Source organism: Mycolicibacter heraklionensis, assembly GCF_001021505.1.
In the GTDB taxonomy this organism is placed as follows: Bacteria; Actinomycetota; Actinomycetes; order Mycobacteriales; family Mycobacteriaceae; genus Mycobacterium; species Mycobacterium heraklionense.
This window is the reverse complement of sequence record NZ_LDPO01000005.1, coordinates 198609-217692: the sequence shown is the minus strand read 5'-3', so window position 1 is coordinate 217692 and position 19084 is coordinate 198609. Positions and strand designations below refer to the sequence as shown.

The window sequence follows — 19084 nt, the reverse complement described above, 5'->3', positions numbered from 1 at the left end:
ACGCCCTGCCACTCTCCAGCAGGCCCGCCCGCCCGGACCGACCCTGGAGAGTTGCCGTGCCCATCGAACCCACCCCACCACCGCACTCGGCCGTCGCACCGATGCTCGACTACGAACCGCCTGCTCGCCCGACCATGCCGTGCCGGCCCACGCACTCGCCCACCTCCTCGCCGTCGGCCCGGACCCGCCGCGGGCATCCCCCGAGAACACGGGCCGATCGGCCCGCCCGCAACGTGTTACCGGCGGCGCTGCAGTCGGCCGCGGTGTTCGCCGACGCGGCGCTGCGCCGCGTCCTGGAAGTGGTGGACGGGCGCCGGCCGTCGACGCACCTGCATCCGCTGCTCGCGGCCGGGCTGGCCGACTCGGTGGCGTCGGCTCGCCTGGCGACGGCGGCGGGCCGGGTCGAGCCGGCCACCCTGCAGCGGGTCCGCGTGCAATCGGCCGGTTCGGGCGAACCTGCCAGCGCGGTGGAGGTTTTCGGCACCTACCGGCGCGGACGGCGCACGCATGCACTGGCCGGCCGCATCGAGTCGATCCCCCGGCGCGGCGCCGGCGCAAACAGCACCGCCTGGCAGATCGTCGCCCTGCACATCGGCTGAGGCTAAGCGCCTCAGCTCTTGCGCGGCGCCTTCGGCAACCGGGCCCCCCGGCCTTCGCGGCGGGCCGCTTCGCGACGCTCGCGGCGAGACTGGGGATTGCTGGCTCCCGCGGGTTGCAGGTCACGGGCGCGCCGCACCTGCGCGGAGCCGTCCTCGTCGGGACCCGAATAGGTCAGCCCCGCCGCGCCGTCGGCGCCGTCGGCCCCGTCGGCCCCGTTGGCGCCGTCGATTCCCTTGGCGCGCAAACCGAACTCTGCCAACCCCTCGGGGGCGTCCACCGGCGCCACCGTCTGCTTCGGGACAGCCTCGACGGCGACGTTGAACAGGAAGCCGACCGACTCCTCCTTAAGACCGTCGAGCATGCCGCGGAACATGTCGAAGCCTTCCCGCTGGTATTCGACCAGTGGGTCACGCTGCGCCATTGCCCGCAGACCGATGCCCTCCTTGAGGTAGTCCATCTCATAGAGGTGCTCGCGCCATTTGCGGTCGAGAACGCTCAGCAGCACACCGCGTTCCAGCTCTCGCATGGCGCCGGGCCCGGCGGTTCCGTCGACCTGGGCCTCACGCGCCGCGTAGGCGTTCTCGGCGTCGGCCAGCAGCGCCTCGAGCAGTTCTTCGCGAGTCAGGTCATCGGCCTCGCCGATGTCGTCGGCGTGCAGCAGTTCGTGATAGTCGATCCCGACCGGGTACAGGGTCTTCAGCGCCGTCCACAGCTGCTCGAGGTCCCAGTCCTCCGCATACCCCTCGGCGGTCGCACCGTCGACGTAGGCGGTGATCACGTCGACGAGCATGTCGTGGGCCTGCTCGGCCAGGTTCTCGCCGTCGAGGATGCGGCGACGCTCGGCGTAGATCACCTTGCGCTGCTGGTTCATCACCTCGTCGTACTTGAGGACGTTCTTGCGGATCTCGAAGTTCTGCTGCTCGACCTGGGTCTGGGCGCTCTTGATCGCCCGGGTGACCATCTTGGCCTCGATCGGCACGTCGTCGGGCAGGTTCAGCCGGGTCAGCAACGACTCCAGCGCCGCACCGTTGAACCGGCGCATCAGCTCGTCACCCAACGACAGGTAGAACCGCGATTCGCCCGGGTCACCTTGGCGGCCGGACCGGCCGCGCAGCTGGTTGTCGATACGCCGCGACTCGTGCCGCTCGGTGCCCAGCACGTACAGACCGCCGGCCGCGATCACTTCCTCGGCCTCGGCGGCCGCGACCGCCTTGATCTCACGCAGCGTGGCATCCCAGGCGGCCTCGTACTCGTCCGGAGTCTCCACCGGGTCCAGACCCTGGCTGCGCAGCCGCTGGTCGGCCAGGAAGTCGACGTTGCCGCCCAGCACGATGTCGGTGCCGCGGCCGGCCATGTTGGTCGCCACGGTGATCGCACCGCGCCGGCCGGCCTCGGCGATGATGTGCGCCTCGCGCTCATGCTGCTTGGCGTTGAGCACGTTGTGCGGGACCCGACGCTTGGTCAGCTGCTTGGACAGGTACTCCGAGCGCTCCACGCTGGTGGTGCCGATCAGCACCGGCTGGCCCTTCTCGTAGCGCTCGGCGACATCGTCGACGACCGCGAGGAACTTGGCCTCCTCGGTCTTGTAGATGAGGTCGATCTGGTCGAGGCGCGCCATCGGCTTGTTGGTCGGGATCGGCACCACGCCCAGCTTGTAAATCTCGTGCAGCTCGGCGGCTTCGGTCTCGGCGGTGCCGGTCATGCCGGCGAGCTTGTCGTAGAGCCGGAAGTAGTTCTGCAGGGTGATGGTGGCCAGGGTCTGGTTCTCGGCCTTGATCTCCACCCGCTCCTTGGCCTCGATGGCCTGGTGCATGCCCTCGTTGTAACGCCGGCCCACCAGCACGCGGCCGGTGAACTCGTCGACGATGAAGACCTCGCCGTTGCGGACGATGTAGTCCTTGTCCCGGTTGAACAGCTCCTTGGCCTTCAGGGCGTTGTTGAGGTAGCTGACCAGCGGCGAGTTGGCGGCCTCGTAGAGGTTCTCGATGCCGAGCTGGTCCTCGACGAACTCCACCCCGAGCTCGTGCACGCCGATGGTGCGCTTGCGCAGGTCCACTTCGTAGTGGACGTCCTTCTCCATCAGCGGCACGATCCGGGCGAACTCGGAGTACCAGTTGGAGCTGCCGTCGGCCGGCCCGGAGATGATCAGCGGGGTGCGGGCCTCGTCGATCAGGATGGAGTCGACCTCGTCGACGATGGCGAAGTTGTGCGGGCGCTGCACCAGCTGTTCCAGCGAATGCGCCATGTTGTCGCGCAGGTAGTCGAAGCCGAACTCGTTGTTGGTCCCGTAGGTGACGTCGGCGTTGTAGGCGACGCGCCGCTCGTCCGGGCTCATCTGCGACAAGATCACCCCGACCTCCAGGCCGAGGAACCGGTGCACGCGGCCCATCCACTCGCTGTCGCGCTTGGCCAGGTAGTCGTTGACGGTGACGACATGCACGCCTTTGCCGGCGATCGCGTTGAGGTAGGCCGGCAGCACACAGGTCAGGGTCTTGCCCTCACCGGTCTTCATCTCGGCGACGTTGCCGTAGTGCAGGGCGGCGCCACCCATCAGCTGCACGTGGAACGGCCGCTGGCTCAGCACCCGCCAGGCCGCCTCACGGGCCACCGCGAATGCCTCGGGCAGCAGGTCGTCGAGGGATTCGCCGTCGGCGTGCCGCTGGCGGAACTCATCGGTCTTGGCCCGCAGCTCCGCGTCGGTGAGCGCTTCGACGTCCCCGGACAGGGTGTCGATGTAGTCCGCGACCTTCCGGAGCCGTTTGACCATGCGGCCTTCACCAAAACGCAGCAACTTGGACAGCACGGCTATGTCCCCTACTCAGTCTTCGGCATTACGAGCGTCACCCATGGTAGGTGACACCGTTGCCAGGGGCGGCAATGCGCCGCCAACGCAGCTTCTGAAGGCCGTGGCCTCAGACCAACCGGATCAAGCCGTAGTCGTAGGCGTGCCGACGGTAGACCACCGACGGTTGGTCGGTCTCCTTGTCCTGGAACAGGAAGAAATCATGGCCGACGAGCTCCATCTCATAGAGCGCGTCGTCGACCGACATGGGCGTGGCGGCGTGTTCCTTGGTGCGCACGATCTGGCCGGGCTCGTGCTCGTGGCCCCCGCCGTGCCCGGCCGCCTCGCGGTGGTCGGGTTCGGCGGTACCGTCCCGGTCAAAGGCGGCGGCCAGGAACTCCGGGTCCAAATGGGTGGCACCGGTGGCCTCAGCCACCGACACGGGAGTCTTGTCACCGTAGGAGACGTTGCGGCGGCCCTTGTCACGGCGCAACCGGCTCTCCAGTCGGTCGATGGCAGCCTCGAACGCGGCATAGAAACTGTCGGCGCGCGCTTCACCCCTGACCACCGGGCCGCGGCCGTGCGCGGTGATGTCGATCTGCTGGCAGGATTTTCGCTGGCGTCGGTTGTTGGCGTGCTTGAGCTCGACGTCGAACAGGCGGATCGAGCGGTCCAACCGCTCTACGCGGGCCAGCTTCTGCGCGACGTAAACCCGGAAATGGTCTGGAATCTCGACATTGCGGCCCTTGACCACGATCTCCGCGCCCGACTGATCGGGCTGCTCGTCCACATCGACCGACGTCGCGCTGGTTTCCACAAATTGATTTGCCATGCTCGACACTCTCCTGTCGCCTCGACCACGTACTGCTGCGGTTCTACGGTCCAGCCGGACCTCATGATGACGACCGTAGCCATGCCGCCGGATACGTGCCACCGGTTTGGGGCAGCCATTTGACACCCGTCTCATACCGAAGCGATCACAAGCGCGGCAGATACCGGCACTCGGGCGCGACGTAGCACCCGCACGGACTCGGCCAGGGTGGCCCCGGTGGTCACGACGTCGTCGACGACCAGGACATCGCCCGCTCCGGAGAGATCCGACAGCCCACGCCGACGCAGCAGTACTCGACCGGCGACGTTGCGTTCCCGAGCGCCGCTGCCCAGGCCGACCGAGTCACGGGTCAGCTCCCGCATCCGCAACGCCGGCACGACCGTCACGCCGTACTGGTGACCTGCCACCGACGCCGCGATCCGCGCGATCGGATCGCCTCCGCGCCGTCGGGCGGCGCTGCGGCGGGTGGGCGCCGGGATGATCGTCAGCGGCAGGTCCACCATCTGCCAGCACAGCAGCCGCTGCAGCGCTACCCCCAACGCCGATGCCAGCGGAGCGATGAGGTCGCTGCGTCCCCGTTCCTTGGCCGCGACGATCGCCTGCCGACGGGCACCGGCGTAACGGCCCAGTGCGAACACCGGTACCTGCGGATCCAGCCGCGGGGTGATCACCCGTGGTTCGTCCGGCCCGACGGCCAGCTGCGCGGCGCAGACGGCGCACCATCGGCTCCCGGGTGCACCGCAGCCCCCGCACTGCAGGGGAAGCACCACGTCAAGCACACCGGAGATGCTGCCCCTGGGGTGTGACAAGTGGGGCCAAGCCGGGCCTAATCCCCGGCCAGGTCGGCCGACAGGTCGGCCACCGCCAGGCCCTCGGGCACCTGGACCTCCACGATCGGCTCGGGGCGATCGTCGAACTCCAGGCGCAGCGCACGGCAGATGGTGGCGTGCATGTCATACATGCAGGTGATGTAGGTCAACTCCATGATTTCGCGGTCGGACAGGTGCGCCTGCAGCACCGCGAAGATCTCGTCGGGCACCCGCCCGCCGTCGTAGACCAGGGCATCGGTGTAGGCCAGCACCGCCCGCTCGATCCCCGAGAAGACGTCGCTGACCTGCCAGGACGGCAACGCGGCGATCTTCTCCTCCGGCATGCCCAGCGAACGCATCTGTTTGCAGTGCTGGGAGAAGACGAACTGGCTGCCGCGCGCATAGCCGGCACGGGCCTGGCCGAGCTCGCGCAGCAGCGGGTCCAGCGAGGCGTTGCGATACAGGGCGAATCCGCGCACGGCGTGGGAGAACACCTGCGGTGCCTGGGCGAAAACCGTCCACCAGTCCCCGGGCGTGCCGTGGATGGTGCGGTGGCCGCCGGGGCCGGCCGGAGCGGCGGGGTCTACGTCGGCCCCGAACAGCCGGTCGTAGAAGAACAAGATCTGCTCGTCGGTCACTTCGGCGCGCGGGATCTCGCGGAGTCGGGGCATGGCGGTGTCCTTTCCGGCCCGCAAACGGGCCGCTACTACGGCATGTCGTACTTTGGTGTCAAGGGGCATTTAGTCCACAGAGAAACTAACGCCAGACCCCAAATTCGTGAGGGCACTAACAGTTTCGCGAATTTTCATCCTCGATACTGTTAGCGTCCCCGTCCATGAGCACCGATGTGACACAAGTGGGCACGCCCGCCGGCAAATCCGGCCGTGCCGAGGCACTGATCGGCAAGGGTTGGGCCCAGGGCGTGGCCCTGGTCATGATCTTCGGTTTCCTGGTGATGGGCATCCTGGCCTACCGCACCTACACGGCATCGATGCCGATGCCCGACAGGGTTGTCACCGAATCCGGCCAGGAGCTGTTCTCCGGTGCCGACATCACCCGCGGCCAGCAGCTGTATCAGGCCCGCGGCCTCATGCAGTACGGCTCGGTGCTGGGCCACGGCGCCTATCTGGGGCCCGACTACACCGCCGAATATCTGCGGCTGGCCACCGAAGACGTCGCCGATCAGTTCAAGGCACAGGGCGTGGCGAACCCGCATGACGACGTGGTCGCCGAGTTCCGGACCAACCGCTATAACGCCGACACCAAGACCTTGGTGTTCACCGACAAGCAGGTCCGGGCGTTCAACGACATCGAGAAGCACTACGCCGACTACTTCGGCGAAGCCTCCACCAAGTACGGCCTGCTGCCGCACATGATCACCGACCCCGGCGAGATCCGGGACCTGACCTCGTTCTTCGCCTGGACCGCGTGGGCCGCGGCCGCGGATCGGCCCGGCCACAACTACAGCTACACCAACAACTGGCCCTCGGAGCCGCGCGTCGACAACGGCCCGACTGGGTCGGTCGTGGTGTGGTCGGTGCTGTCGCTGATCATGCTGCTCGGCGGCATCGGAGTCATGTTCACCGTCTACGGCCGCTGGAGCCAGAACATCGGCTGGCACGGCACCGAGATGACCAAGCTGGAGTTCCGCCAGCCCGGCGAGGTGCCGCTGACCCGCTCGCAGCGTGCCGCGATCTGGATCTTCGCCGTCGTCGCGGTGCTGTTCCTGGCCCAGGTCCTGCTCGGCGGGGCCGTCGAGCACTATCGCGCCGATCTGTCGGAGTTCTACGGGATCGACCTGGCGAAGATCCTCCCCTACAACCTGGCCCGGACCTGGCACCTGCAGCTGTCGCTGTTCTGGACCGCGGCGGCGTTCCTGGCCGGCGGGATCTTCTTGGTGCCGTTCATCACCCGCCGCGAACCCAGTAAGCAGTCGGTACTGGTCTACGGACTGCTCGGCGCGCTGGCGGTGGTGGTCTTCGGTTCCCTGACGTTCGAGGCACTCTCGATCTTCGGGGTGATCAAGCCGGGCACCGTGTTCTCTCAGCAGTGGGAGTTCCTGGACCTGCCGCGGTTGTTCCAGGTGCTGCTGATCGTCGGCCTGTTCTTGTGGATCGTCATCATCTGGCGCGGCATGCGCGCGAAGCTGGCGACCACCTCGAAGATGAACCTGCCCTGGATGTTCTTCTTCACCGGGCTGGCCATTCCGACGTTCTACGCGGCCAGCCTGCTGGCCGGCAGTGAGGCACACTTCTCGGTCGCCGATTTCTGGCGGTTCTGGATGGTGCACCTGTGGGTGGAGGACTTCCTGGAGCTGTTCACCACCGCGATGGTGGCCTACATGTTCGTCCAGCTCGGGGTGGTGCGCGAACGCGTCGCGCTGCTGGTCATCTTCCTCGACATCATCCTGTACTCCGCCGGCGGCGTGATCGGCACCATGCACCACCTGTACTTCTCCGGCACCCCGGTGGAGCACATGGCGATGGGCGCCTTCTTCTCGGCCGCCGAGGTCATCCCGCTGACCTTCCTGACCGTGGAGGCCTGGGCCTTCCTGCAGCTGGGCGCTCGCCAGGAGGCCGGCGGCGAGAACAACTTCCCGGCTCGCTGGGCGGTGATGTTCCTGGTCGCCGTCGGGTTCTGGAACTTCCTGGGCGCAGGCATCTTCGGGTTCCTGATCAACCTGCCGGTGGTGTCCTACTACGAGATCGGCACGGCGCTGACCGCCAACCACGCCCACGCGGCGATGTTCGGGGTCTACGGCATGCTCGCGGTGGCACTGGCGATGTTCGCCTTCCGGTACGTGATCCCGGCGGAGAAGTGGCCGAACAAGCTGGCCCGAATCTCCTTCTGGAGCATGAACATCGGCCTGGCGTGGATGGTCTTCGTCACGCTGCTGCCGCTGGGTGTGCTGCAGCTGTTCCACTCGGTCAACGCCGGCTACTTCGAGGCACGCTCACTGGGGTACATCACCAAGCCCGGCAACGCGCTGCTGGAGTGGATGCGACTGCCCGGCGACGCGATCCTGATCGTCGGCGGCGTGCTGCCCTTCGTCTGGATCGCGTGGATCGCGCTGCGCAACTTCCGCTCCGGCGAGACGGTCGACGAGTTGCCGGAGCACCCGCTCTACACCGAGGTCGCCGCGGATTCCGCGGCCGCGAGCAAGGACTGAGCATGAGCGGGCCGGCGACATGGGTATGGCTGGTTGCCGGCTACGCGCTGCTGCTGCTCTCGTTCGCCTGGGGTTTCGACCACATGGCCAAGCGGACCTCCGAGCGCGCCGCCCAGTGGCGCACCGGCAAGTTCGTCTACCACGAAGACCATGACGCGTGGAAATGCCCGGAGGATCAGTGGCTCTGGCCGAAGTCGTTCGACCCGGAGAATCGGGTGATGCGGTACCGGGCCACGCCATCGGTCTGCAACTCGTGCCCGGTCAAGGACACCTGCACCACGTCCAGCCACGGCCGGGAGATCACCCGGGCGGTCGACCCCTGGCCGCACTCCGAGACGGGCCGCTTCCACCGTGGCATCGCCTGTGCGGTAGCAGGTTTCGGGATCGTGCTGCCGGCGGCCACGTTGTTCGTGAACCACTCTTCCGCCGACGTGTTGGTGTTGGCGGCGACGATCCTGGCGGTGGGCGCCGGTAGCATTCCCCTGCTGCGGCACCTGTGGAACACCCCGAGCAACGCCCCGGACGACCGGCCACACCGATCCGTGGCCGAAGAGCAGGCTTTGAAGGTCGAAGCCGCGATCGACCGGTACTCCACCCGGTGGGGCGGCTTTTCCGACGACGCATCGACCAGGAGGCAGCAGCTCAAGTGAGCGAAGGTCTGATCACCGTTTTGGCGCTGGCCATCGTCGCACTGGCCGTGCTGGCATATTTCGCGCTGAACGTGGTGCGCGAGTACGAACGCGGCGTGGTGTTCCGGATGGGTCATGCGCGCCCGCTCTACCAACCCGGCCTGAAGTTTCTGTTCCCCTTGGTGGACAAGATGATTCGGGTCGACCAGCGGGTAGTGACCCTGACCATCCCCCCGCAGGAGGTGATCACCCGTGACAATGTCCCGGCCCGGGTGAACGCCGTGGTGATGTTCCAGGTCACCGACCCGCTCAAGGCGATCATGGAGGTGGAGAACTACGCCGTGGCCACCTCGCAGATCGCCCAGACCACGCTGCGTTCCCTGTTGGGGCGCGCGGATCTGGACACGTTGCTGGCGCACCGCGACGATCTCAACGCCGACCTGCGCACGATCATCGACAAGCAGACCGAGCCGTGGGGCGTGCAGGTGCGGGTGGTCGAGATCAAGGACGTGGAGATCCCCGAGTCGATGCAACGGGCGATGGCCCGCGAGGCCGAGGCCGAACGCGAGCGCCGGGCGAAGGTGATCAACGCCCGCGGCGAGCTACAGGCCTCCGAGGAACTCAGCCAGGCCGCCGAGCGGCTCTCGCAGAACCCGGCCTCGCTGCAACTGCGTTACCTGCAAACCCTGTTGGAGCTCGGGGCCGACCAGAACTCCACCGTGGTCTTCCCGCTGCCGGTGGACATCATCACCCCGTTCCTGGGCGGCGCGGCCGAGGCGCTGCGCGCCGCCAAGCGGAACACGTAGCAGACCGGCGTACGCCGCGACATCAACTACCGCGCCACCATCCCGCCGTCGGCATGGATGGTCTGGCCGGTGATGTAGCTGCCCGCATCGGACACGAGAAGCAGTACCGGACCGACCATTTCGTCGGGCTCGGCAATGCGCTGTTGCAGCGTGGAAGCCCGCAACGCTGCGATGAACTCCGGCGGGTTGTTGCGCACCATGTCCGTGTTCACCGGTCCGGGGGCGATCGCGTTGACCCGGATCCGCGACGACGCCAGCTCAGCCGCCATGGAGCGGGTGAAGGACACCAGTGCGGCCTTGGCAGCCGAGTACATCGCCGTCGCCGGTGAATAGATGAAGGCGCCGGCCGACACCACGTTCACGATTGCGGCATGCTCGCTCTTGCGAAGATGCGGCAACGCCGCCTGAACCAGGAAAACCGGTCCCTGCAGATTGACCGCGAAAGACTTGCTCAACGCCTCCGGGGTGATCTCGGCCAACGGCAGCGCGAGCGCATTGGCAGCGTTGTTGATGACGATGTCCACCCCGCCGAACCGCTCGACCGTGGCGTCGACCAGATGCTGGATCGCATCGACATCACCGAGGTGGGTGGGCACACCGATGGCTTCGGCGCCGGCCTCTCGCAGTTGCTCCGCGGCACGCTCACAAGCCTCGCTCTTGCGGCTGGCCACCGCCACGTTGGCGCCGGCAGCGGCCAGTCCGTGCGCGAGCGACAACCCGATACCACGAGTGCCGCCTGTCACGATCGCGGTGCGTCCGGTCAGGTCGAACAACGCGTTGAGGACGGGCCTGTCCATTGGAATCTCCTCTGTCTTGGCCGAAGCGCATGAAGCGTAATTCACGCCCGACGAGCGCCCATCCGGCGGTTCGGGGCTTAGTACTCTGTGAATCCGCGGGTCACGCCGCTACCGTGGTCAGTGGCTCAGCGGAGAGGACGCGATGTGATCACAGTCTTTCTGGTAGACGATCACGAGGTGGTACGGCGCGGCCTGATCGACCTGCTCGGCGCCGATCCCGAACTGGACGTGGTCGGCGAAGCCGGCTCGGTGGCCGAAGCCCTCGCCCGCATACCCGCGCTGAGCCCGGACGTCGCGGTGCTCGACGTCCGGCTGCCGGACGGCAACGGCATCGAACTCTGCCGTGACCTGCTCTCCCGGATGCCCGAGCTGCGGTGCCTGATCCTGACCTCCTTCACCTCCGACGAGGCGATGCTGGATGCCATCCTGGCCGGTGCCAGCGGCTACATCGTCAAGGACATCAAGGGCATGGAGCTGGCCCGCGCGGTCAAGGAAGTCGGTGCTGGACGGTCGCTGCTGGACAACCGCGCCGCAGCCGCCCTGATGGCCAAGCTGCGCGGCGCCGCCGCCAAACCCGACCCGCTGTCCGGACTGTCCGAACAGGAGCGGACACTGCTGAGCCTGCTCGCCGAGGGCCTGACCAACAAGCAGATCGCCGACCGGATGTTCCTGGCGGAGAAAACCGTCAAGAACTACGTGTCACGGCTGCTGGCCAAACTGGGCATGGAGCGTCGCACCCAGGCCGCGGTCTTCGCCACCAAACTCGAGCGCGCGCGGAATGACTGACGACGCACTTGAGGACGGCCCGAACCCCCTGCGCGACAAACTTTCTCATTTGCAGCTGCGCGAACTGCTGGTAGGCGTGCAAGACCGGGTCCAGCAGATCGTGGAAGGACGCGACCGTCTCGACGGACTGCTGGCGGCGATGCTGGCAGTCACCTCGGGTTTGGAACTCGACGAGACCCTGCGCACCATCGTGCAGACCGCCACCAACCTGGTCGAGGCCAAATACGGTGCGCTGGAAGTGCACGACCGCGACCGCCGGATGCTGCACTTCGTCTACGAAGGCATCGACGCCGAGACGTTCGCGCGGATTGGGCGGCTACCCGAGGGCTTGGGCATCGTCGGCCTGCTGATCGACGACCCCCACCCCCTGCGACTGGACGACGTCTCCGAACACCCTGCCTCGGTGGGGTTTCCACCAAACCATCCCCCGATGCGGACGTTCCTCGGCGTACCGGTGGGCGTGCGCGGCGAGGTCGTCGGCAACCTGTACCTCACCGAAAAGGCCAACGGACAGCCGTTCAGCGAAGACGACGAAGTGCTGGTGCAGGCGCTGGCGGCTGCCGCCGGGATCGCGATCGCCAACGCCCGGTTGTATGCCCAGGCCAAAGCGCGGCAGTCCTGGATCGAATCCACCCGTGACATCGCGACCGAACTGCTGTCCGGAACCGACCCCACCACGGTGTTCAGGTTGATCGCCGACGAGGCCAGCAAGCTCACCGGCGCCGAGTCGGCACTGGTGGCCATCCCGCTCGACGAGGACGCTCCCGAAGCCGAGATCAGCGAACTCTTGGTGGTCGAAACCATCGGGCCGACAATGGCTTCGCTGTCCGGGGAAACGATCCCCGTGGCCGGCTCGCCCGTCGGCGAGGCCTTCTCGAAGCGGGAACCGCACCGGGTCGACCGGCTGCGGTTGTCCGGTGTCGGCGCTGCCGGGCCGGCCCTGATACTGCCGCTGCGCGCCGCCGACGCGGTGGCCGGTGTGGTCGTGGTGATGCGACACAGCACCACGGCCCCGTTCAGCATCGAGCAACTCGACATGATGGCTGCGTTCGCCGACCAGGCCGCGCTGGCCTGGCAGCTGGCCACCACGCAGCGCCGCATCCACGAACTCGACGTGGTCACCGACCGGGACCGAATCGCACGCGACCTGCACGACCACGTGATTCAACGGCTTTTCGCCGTCGGGTTGTCGTTGCAGGGCACCATTCCACGGAGCCGGGATGCCGTGGTGCAGCGCCGGCTCTCCGATGCGGTCGACGACCTGCAGGCGATCATCGGCGAGATCCGCACCACGATCTTCGACCTGCACGGCGTCGCTTCCGCGGCGACACCCTTGCGGCAGCGACTGGACAACGCGGTGGCCCAATTCTCCGGGTCGGGGCTGCACACCACCGTCCAGTTCGTCGGCCCGCTGTCGGTGGTGGAGCCGGGTCTGGCCGATCACGCCGAGGCGGTGGTCTCCGAGGCGGTCAGCAATGCGGTCCGGCATTCGGGCGCCACCGCGCTGACCGTGCAGATCAAAGTCGAAGACGACTTGAGCATCGAGGTGACCGACAACGGCCGCGGGATGCCCAAGGCGATCCACCGCAGCGGCCTGGCCAACCTGGGTCGGCGCGCCGAGCAGGCCGGCGGAACCTTCAGCGTCGCATCGGCGCCCGAGGGCGGGACCGTGCTGCACTGGTCGGCTCCGCTGGTGTCGTAACGGCCCCGGCGCGCGTCAGGCGTAGACCGCCAGCCCCCGGGCTTCCCCCGGATCGGCCTCCCGGGTGTCGGCGATCAGCCATTGGACGGTGTCGTTGAGGAAGCGCCGCGGGGTCGCCGGCAGCGGGTCGGCATTGATCGGCGCCCAGCCCACCCGCAGCAGCATCTGCGGATAACCGCTGGTGCCGAAGACGTCGCGGCGCACCGCGGCACGGGTTTCGGCGATCTCCAGTGGCTCGGTGACCGGGCAGCTGGCCAGCCCCAATGCCGTCGCGGTCAGCAGCACCACGCTGGTGGCCTCGCCGGAGCGCAGCTGCGCCAGCCGGTCGTCGGTCTCGGTTCCCAGCGCCAGCATTACCGCGCGGTCCTCGGCCGGGACGGCACCCGGCGGCTGGGCCAGTGCCGGCCCTGCGAAGAACCGGCCGGGTATCGCAGCACCGGCATCCGGCGCCGGAACACTCTCCGCCGGAACGCCGGCCACCGACCCGTAGCGCCCGCTCCAGGTGGTCAGCTCGGCAAGGTAGTCGTAGTCGGTGCGGTGCTCGAACACCGCGCGAGCCACCACCGCGTTCAGCCGGTCCAGGGCGTCGACTTGGCGCAGCATCACTCCCGCCCGCGCGGCACGCGCGCCCATCAAGGCGATGTCGGCGGCGGCCACCGGCCAGCCGCTGAAGTAGCGACGGTCGGTGCGTCGCCGCGGGATCGCCGCCGCCAGCGCAACGTCGACCTGCGAGAGGTCCTGTTCCGGGCCCGGCGGACAGAGCTCGATTGACGCCAGGTGGTCGGGGTGGGTCGGGTCGGGCAGCCGATGGACCTTGACCTGCTGACCCAACGCGGCGAACGCAACCACACAGTGGTGCAATGCCGCTCCGCAACTCAAGATCATGCCCCGGCCGTCGGGGTCGACGCTGCGCAGCTGCAGATCGGGTTCCACATACAGGTCCAGCCGGGGCGCCGACGGCGCCGGGTCCACCCGCCACCGCCACGGTTGGGAGTTGTGCACCGAAGGCGCACGGGCCGCCAGCAGTAACGCGGTTCGGATGGTCTCCCGGACCGCCGCGGCGTCCGGGTAGCCCGCGAGCTGTTCATCCACGGTCCGGCCCCTTTCTTCCCTCGCGGTCCCGACCCGAATTCCCGCCGAGCCCTCAGGACCTGCCCTTTCACGATCCTCCGCGGCCCGTCGGTCCGAACAGGGCACGAAGACCCGCACCTTCGCGGCTGACTCGGGACTTCTGGCCCTGCCTACCTTTCCCGTGCGGGCGGACCATGAGAGCGGGGCGCGGGCAGGAGGACGGATCGTGGAGCAACTGACCACTCTGGACGCGGGGTTCCTTCAGGCCGAGGACTCCGACCGCCACGCCAGCCTGGCCCTGGGCGCCCTGGCCGTCCTGGAGGGCCCGGCACCGGACTACGCCACGCTGTTCTCCACCCTGGGCGCGCGAATCAGCGGCTGCCGGCGGTTCGCCCAGAAGCTGCAGCCGCACCCGCTCGACCTGGCACCGCCACACTGGGTGGACGACCCCGACTTCGACATGGCGCACCACGTCGGGCACATCGCCCTGCCGCATCCGGGTGGCGACGCCGAACTGTTCTGCTTCGTCGCCGACCAGATGGCCCGCCGACTGGACCGGGATCGGCCGCTGTGGCATATCTGGGTCATTGAGGGACTGACCGACGACCGGTGGGCGATGCTGATCCAGGTCCACCACTGCGTCGGCGACGGGATCGCCACATCGCACCTGCTCACCGGATTGTGCGACGAATGCGGCGACGCCGGCGAAGGCGTCGCCAGTTTTGCCGACCATCTTCCCGGCGCCGACGAAACTGTCTCGGCCCCCGGCCAATCCGGACTCCACGGGGTCAGCCTCAACCCGGTGAGCTGGGCTTCTGGACTATGGCATGTCTCGACCTCTATCGGCGCCGCCGCGATGCGGGCCGCGCGCGGCACCGTCGAACTGTCGGCGGGGCTGCTGCGCCCGGGCAGCACCACCTCGTTGAACGGGCCGATGAGCGCGCTGCGGCGGTACAGCGCCGCCACGGTGTCCCTCGACGACGTCAACCGGATCTGCCGGGCGTTCGACGTGACCGTCAACGATGTCGCACTGGCCGCCCTGACCGAGGCCTACCGCGGCATGCTGGACCGCCGCGGCGAACACCCGGACGCCGAGACGCTGCGCACCCTGGTACCGGTGTCCACCCGCTCGGGAGATGCCTCCGGCCGGACCGACAACCGGGTCTCGCTGATGCTGCCCTTCTTGCCGGTCGAAGAGGCGAACCCGGTGCGGCGGCTGCACCTGGTGCACGCGCGGCTGCGCCGAACCAAGGGCGCCGGGCAACATCAGGCCGGCAGCGCCCTGGTCGCGGCGACCAACCGTCTGCCGTTTCCGCTGACCGCGTGGGCGGTTCGGCTGTTGACCCGCCTGCCGCAGCACAGCGTCGCCACCGTCGCCACCAATGTGCCCGGACCGTCGCAGCCCCTGCACATCCTGGGCCGGCGGGTTGCCCAGATTTTGCCGGTGCCGCCAATAGCGCTGCAGCTGCGCACCGGGGTGGCGATGCTCAGCTACGCCGAGAGTCTGTCCTTCGGCATCCTGGCCGACTACGACACCATGCCCGACATCGACGAATTCGCGCACAGCATTGAAGCCGCGGTGGCCCGCCTGGTGTCCAGCGCCAAGCGGCGCAAGAACAGCAAGAATAGGCGCCCGCTGGTCGGCACCGGCTGAGCGAAGGTCCCCCCGCGCTCAGCCCGGCAGCACCGGCAGCGCGCCGCTGACCATGAACGGCCCCAGCGGCGACCAGCTCTGCTCGTCCTCGGCCGCCGCGGACGACAGCGAGAGCACGCCGCGCGGGTCGGCCACATACACCGTGGACGGGTCGGCGACGATCGTCGACACCGGCAGCTGCAGGTTGCCGTTGGGCGCATCGGAGTTGACCCCGTCGATGTTGACGTAGGACACCGGATGTTTCGGGTCGGACCGGCTCACCACGATGTCGTCGCCGGTGCGCCAGCTCAGCGACACCACCGAGGAGCCGAGCCCGAAGCCCAGCCGGCGGGGATAGTGCAGCACGAACTGGCCACCCGGCATCTGCTCGACACCGGCCAGGATCACCTGCCCGCCGATCACCATGGCCGCCCGGGTGCCGTCGCGGGACAGTTGCAGCTCGCTGATCGGTCCGGGGAACCGCGCGGAGACCGCCCCGGAGTCCACCGGGATCCGGGCCGGGCGACCCGTCGCGACTTCCTGGATGGCCCGCAGCACGTTGTTGCCGTCGACCACCACCCACACGGCCTCATCCAGCGACCAGCTGGGCCGCGACAGGGTGTGCCCCTCGGCCGCCTGCACGGCCTCGCCGCCGAGGTCGCCGATCCACAGGGTGGATTCCGGGTCACCGGGGTGCACCACCACCGACGCGACCTGGCGCCCATTGCGCGACAGCGCGCACGACTCCTGGTCGGGCTCCCTACCGAACGCACCCGGCACCCGGTTGGCCTGCTGCCCGTCCAGCACCAGCAGCGATCCGCCCACCAGCGCGTGTATCCCGGCCCCGGCCCCATCGGAGGCACCCGGATCGGTGGTGGCCACATCGGAGGTGGTCCAGCCGTCGGGGAACCTGTCATCGAGTGCCGCTCCGTCGGCATCAATCACATAGGGACCCTTGATGTCTGCTCGGGACAGCGTCCAGATGAGTTGCGCGGCAAGCAATTTCCTGGTGTTCGGGTCGGTGGCCGACACACTGTCCAGATCGATCTTCGCGCCGCCGTAGCCCCGGCCCACGCCGCTCTTGCCACCGTCGGCGCGGGTCACCGGTCCGCGCAGTCGCAGCGGCGGCGCCAACAGGTTGCGCACGCCGGCCATCTCCGGGCGGGGCCCGGCGATCAGCTTGGACACCAGTTCGGTCGCCAACTGGTCGGGATCGGACACCGCCACGTAGCGGGGATCGGGAACCACCGTCTTGCCGGTCGGGTCGACGAAGTAGAGCGTGTTGCGCTTGTAGGTGGCCTGGAACTGCTGCCAGTCCAGGAACACCCCGTTGGGCAGCCGGTCGATACGCCAGCCGTCGGAAGTCTTGAGCAGTTCGATCGGCTCCGGGGCCGGTAGCGCGCCCTCGGCGGTCTCGAACACCCCCATGTCCGACAGCGACCCCAGCATGTCGGCGCGCATCGTGACCGCAACCCGGCCGGCGCTGCGCGTCTCGACGAACACCACGTTGTCGATCAGCAGCGCGCTGCCGGCATCGTCCCAGGAGTCGGAGGCCTCCTGGGTGAGAAACTGCCGGGCCGCCCGGTGCCGGTTGGCCGGATCGGCGGTCGCCTTGAGGAATTCCCGCAGCAGCACATCGGGGTCCATCCCCGGGGTGGGCTTGGGCAGCACCGACGGCGGCGGCGCCTCCACCGTGCCGATCGCCTGCGGCGCCGACGTGCTGGGCACCCCGGCGCACCCCGCCAACGCGCCGACCAGTACCGCCACGGCCAGTATCGGCGTCGCGAACCTCCGGCGGCGCATCATCCGATCCTCTCGGCGTGCTCGCGGGCCCGCTGACGGCGCTCCCGACGCTCGGCGGCGCTCACCGGCTTCATCGGCAGCGGGCTGGTGGTGACCTTGTGTCCGCGCACCAGCGGCAGGGTCAGCCGGAAGCATGCCCCCTTACCCGGCTCGCCCCAGGCCTCCAGCCGGCCCTGGTGCAGGCGGGCGTCCTCCACACTGATCGCCAGGCCCAGCCCGGTACCGCCGGAGCGCCGCACCCGGGACGGGTCAGCGCGCCAGAACCGGCTGAACACCAGCTTCTCCTCACCCGGTCGCAACCCCACTCCGTGGTCACGCACCGTGACAGCCACCGTGTCTTCGTCGGCTGCCATCCGAATCACCACCGGCTTGTGCTCGGCGTGGTCGAGGGCATTGGCGATCAGGTTACGCAGAATGCGTTCCACCCGGCGCGGATCGACCTCGGCGATCACCGGGTCACCGGGCATGTCCACCTTGAGTTGGACGCCGGCGTCGGCCGCCAGGTGCCCCACGTTCTCCAGGGCGCTGTTGACCGTCGAGCGCAGGTCCACCGACTCCACGGACAATTCGGCCACACCGGCGTCGTGGCGAGAGATCTCCAACAAGTCGTTGAGCAGGGACTCGAACCGGTCCAGCTCACTGACCAGCAGTTCGGTGGAGCGCCGCAGCGAGGGCTCGAGGTCGTCGCTGTGGTCGTGGATCAAGTCGGCGGCCATCCGCACGGTGGTCAACGGGGTTCGCAGTTCGTGGCTGACGTCGGAGGTGAACCGGCGCTGCAGGTTGCCGAACTCCTCGAGCTGGGTGATCTCGCGCGACAGACTCTCGGCCATGTCGTTGAACGACACCGCCAGCCGGGCCATGTCGTCTTCACCGCGCACCGGCATCCGTTCGGACAGGTGCCCCTCGGCGAACCGCTCGGCGATCCGCGAAGCCGACCGCACCGGCAGCACCACCTGCCGCGATACCAGCAGGGCGATGCCGGCCAGCAGCACCAGCAGCACCAGGCCGCCGGTGGCGATCGTGCCCCGCACCATGCTGATCGTGTTGCGTTCGGTGCCCAGCGGATAGATCAGGTACAGCTCCAGGTTGGTGATCCGCGACGTCGTCGGTGTACCGATCACCAGCGCCGGCCCGGCAAAACCCTCGACGTGCACGGTGGCGTACTGGTAGCTGACCTGACCGGCCTTGACGAATTCCCGCAGCCCGGCCGGAACCTGATCCACCGGTCCGGCGCTGGCCGCCGCGCGCGGCCCCTCGCCGGGCACCACCAACACCGCGTCGAACGCGCCCGCCGTTCCACTGCCGGCAGCCGGGTCGGTCTTGGACATCAGCGTGTTGCGAGCCAGTTGCAGGCTCGACGTCAGCGAACGAGCCTCCTCACCACCGACGATGCCACCGGCGGTGACCCGCGCCCGCACGATCTGTTCGGTGGCCGCCCGTACCTTGACGTCCAGCACGCGGTCGGTGATCTGGCTGGTCAAGACGAAACCGAGCCCGAGGATCACCGCAGCCGACATGCCGAGCGTCAGCACCACGACCCGCAGTTGCAGGGAACGGCGCCAGGCGACCTGCACCGCGCGGCGCAGTGTGTTCACACCGAGCAGCAGTGGACCCGACCGCCGGGGGCGCCGTCTGGAGCTGAAGATCACGTGCGCTGCTCCCCGG

The 19084-nt window shown here is 68.4% G+C and carries 15 protein-coding genes; 7 read left to right on the top strand and 8 right to left on the bottom strand.

Going from position 1 to position 19084, the window contains the following annotated elements; genetic code table 11:
- Positions 1-56 precede the first annotated feature (56 nt).
- Positions 57-599: an Rv3235 family protein gene (locus ABW16_RS27150; RefSeq protein WP_233424729.1), complete on the top strand. Its 543-nt coding sequence runs from the start codon at positions 57-59 to the stop codon at positions 597-599.
- An 11-nt stretch (positions 600-610) separates the two neighbouring features.
- Here ABW16_RS27150 and secA read toward each other — a convergent pair whose 3' ends face one another.
- From secA to ABW16_RS09120, 4 genes are all read right to left on the bottom strand, one after another.
- Positions 611-3403: a preprotein translocase subunit SecA gene (secA, locus tag ABW16_RS09135; protein WP_047318824.1), complete on the bottom strand. Its 2793-nt coding sequence runs from the start codon at positions 3401-3403 to the stop codon at positions 611-613.
- A 109-nt stretch (positions 3404-3512) separates the two neighbouring features.
- Positions 3513-4214 carry a ribosome hibernation-promoting factor, HPF/YfiA family gene (gene hpf, locus ABW16_RS09130; protein ID WP_047318823.1) on the bottom strand — a complete coding sequence of 234 codons (702 nt, stop codon included), beginning with the start codon at positions 4212-4214 and terminating at the stop codon, positions 3513-3515.
- Positions 4215-4345: 131 nt separating this feature from the next.
- Positions 4346-4993 (bottom strand): ComF family protein, encoded by a 648-nt coding sequence (locus ABW16_RS09125; RefSeq protein ID WP_047318822.1) that lies wholly within the window; start codon positions 4991-4993, stop codon positions 4346-4348.
- 47 nt (positions 4994-5040) lie between these two features.
- Complete coding sequence (locus ABW16_RS09120) at positions 5041-5694, bottom strand: carboxymuconolactone decarboxylase family protein (protein WP_047318892.1); 654 nt, start codon at positions 5692-5694, stop codon at positions 5041-5043.
- Positions 5695-5858: 164 nt separating this feature from the next.
- Here ABW16_RS09120 and ABW16_RS09115 point away from each other — a divergent pair, with 164 nt between their 5' ends.
- From ABW16_RS09115 to ABW16_RS09105, 3 genes are read left to right on the top strand one after another with little or no spacing between them, the layout of a single operon-like run.
- On the top strand, positions 5859-8192 hold the full coding sequence (locus tag ABW16_RS09115; RefSeq protein WP_109519534.1) for a nitric-oxide reductase large subunit: 2334 nt from the start codon (positions 5859-5861) through the stop codon (positions 8190-8192).
- 2 nt (positions 8193-8194) lie between these two features.
- On the top strand, positions 8195-8842 hold the full coding sequence (locus ABW16_RS09110; RefSeq protein WP_047318821.1) for a hypothetical protein: 648 nt from the start codon (positions 8195-8197) through the stop codon (positions 8840-8842).
- A gap of 8 nt (positions 8843-8850) precedes the next feature.
- Positions 8851-9627, top strand: coding sequence for a slipin family protein (locus ABW16_RS09105; protein WP_396872779.1), 777 nt, complete (start codon positions 8851-8853; stop codon positions 9625-9627).
- 26 nt (positions 9628-9653) lie between these two features.
- Here the strand turns inward: ABW16_RS09105 and ABW16_RS09100 are convergent, their stop codons facing one another.
- Positions 9654-10424, bottom strand: a complete 771-nt coding sequence (locus ABW16_RS09100) for an SDR family NAD(P)-dependent oxidoreductase (RefSeq protein ID WP_047318820.1) — start codon at positions 10422-10424, stop codon at positions 9654-9656.
- A 144-nt stretch (positions 10425-10568) separates the two neighbouring features.
- Here ABW16_RS09100 and dosR point away from each other — a divergent pair, with 144 nt between their 5' ends.
- Together dosR and ABW16_RS09090 are read left to right on the top strand one after the other, a co-directional pair.
- Positions 10569-11210 (top strand): hypoxia response regulator transcription factor DosR/DevR, encoded by a 642-nt coding sequence (gene dosR / locus ABW16_RS09095; protein WP_047318819.1) that lies wholly within the window; start codon positions 10569-10571, stop codon positions 11208-11210.
- Positions 11203-12912: a GAF domain-containing sensor histidine kinase gene (locus ABW16_RS09090; RefSeq protein ID WP_047318818.1), complete on the top strand. Its 1710-nt coding sequence runs from the start codon at positions 11203-11205 to the stop codon at positions 12910-12912. Before dosR ends, ABW16_RS09090 begins: the two co-directional genes overlap by 8 nt.
- Positions 12913-12927: 15 nt before the next feature.
- Here the strand turns inward: ABW16_RS09090 and ABW16_RS09085 are convergent, their stop codons facing one another.
- Positions 12928-14004 carry an Acg family FMN-binding oxidoreductase gene (locus ABW16_RS09085; protein WP_047318817.1) on the bottom strand — a complete coding sequence of 359 codons (1077 nt, stop codon included), beginning with the start codon at positions 14002-14004 and terminating at the stop codon, positions 12928-12930.
- Between the two features lie 205 nt (positions 14005-14209).
- On the opposite strand from ABW16_RS09085, the gene ABW16_RS09080 reads away from it, so the two are divergent.
- Positions 14210-15637, top strand: coding sequence for a WS/DGAT/MGAT family O-acyltransferase (locus tag ABW16_RS09080; protein ID WP_047318816.1), 1428 nt, complete (start codon positions 14210-14212; stop codon positions 15635-15637).
- A gap of 18 nt (positions 15638-15655) precedes the next feature.
- On the opposite strand, the gene lpqB is transcribed toward ABW16_RS09080, so the two are convergent.
- Together lpqB and mtrB are read right to left on the bottom strand one after the other, a co-directional pair.
- Positions 15656-17422 (bottom strand): MtrAB system accessory lipoprotein LpqB, encoded by a 1767-nt coding sequence (gene lpqB, locus ABW16_RS09075; protein WP_047318815.1) that lies wholly within the window; start codon positions 17420-17422, stop codon positions 15656-15658.
- Entirely contained in the window at positions 17419-19068 is a 1650-nt protein-coding gene (mtrB, locus tag ABW16_RS09070) for an MtrAB system histidine kinase MtrB (RefSeq protein WP_047318814.1), read from the bottom strand. The genes lpqB and mtrB overlap by 4 nt, the downstream gene beginning before the upstream one ends.
- Between the last annotated feature and the right edge of the window lie 16 nt (positions 19069-19084).

What these genes read in the sequence shown, in the direction of transcription:
- ABW16_RS09120 (WP_047318892.1), bottom strand. Translation starts at nt 5,694, where the DNA reads ATGCCCCGACTCCGCGAGATCCCGCGCGCCGAAGTGACCGACGAGCAG.
- ABW16_RS09090 (WP_047318818.1), top strand. Translation starts at nt 11,203, where the DNA reads ATGACTGACGACGCACTTGAGGACGGCCCGAACCCCCTGCGCGACAAA.
- ABW16_RS09115 (WP_109519534.1), top strand. Translation starts at nt 5,859, where the DNA reads ATGAGCACCGATGTGACACAAGTGGGCACGCCCGCCGGCAAATCCGGC.
- hpf (WP_047318823.1), bottom strand. Translation starts at nt 4,214, where the DNA reads ATGGCAAATCAATTTGTGGAAACCAGCGCGACGTCGGTCGATGTGGAC.
- ABW16_RS09100 (WP_047318820.1), bottom strand. Translation starts at nt 10,424, where the DNA reads ATGGACAGGCCCGTCCTCAACGCGTTGTTCGACCTGACCGGACGCACC.
- ABW16_RS09110 (WP_047318821.1), top strand. Translation starts at nt 8,195, where the DNA reads ATGAGCGGGCCGGCGACATGGGTATGGCTGGTTGCCGGCTACGCGCTG.
- lpqB (WP_047318815.1), bottom strand. Translation starts at nt 17,422, where the DNA reads ATGATGCGCCGCCGGAGGTTCGCGACGCCGATACTGGCCGTGGCGGTA.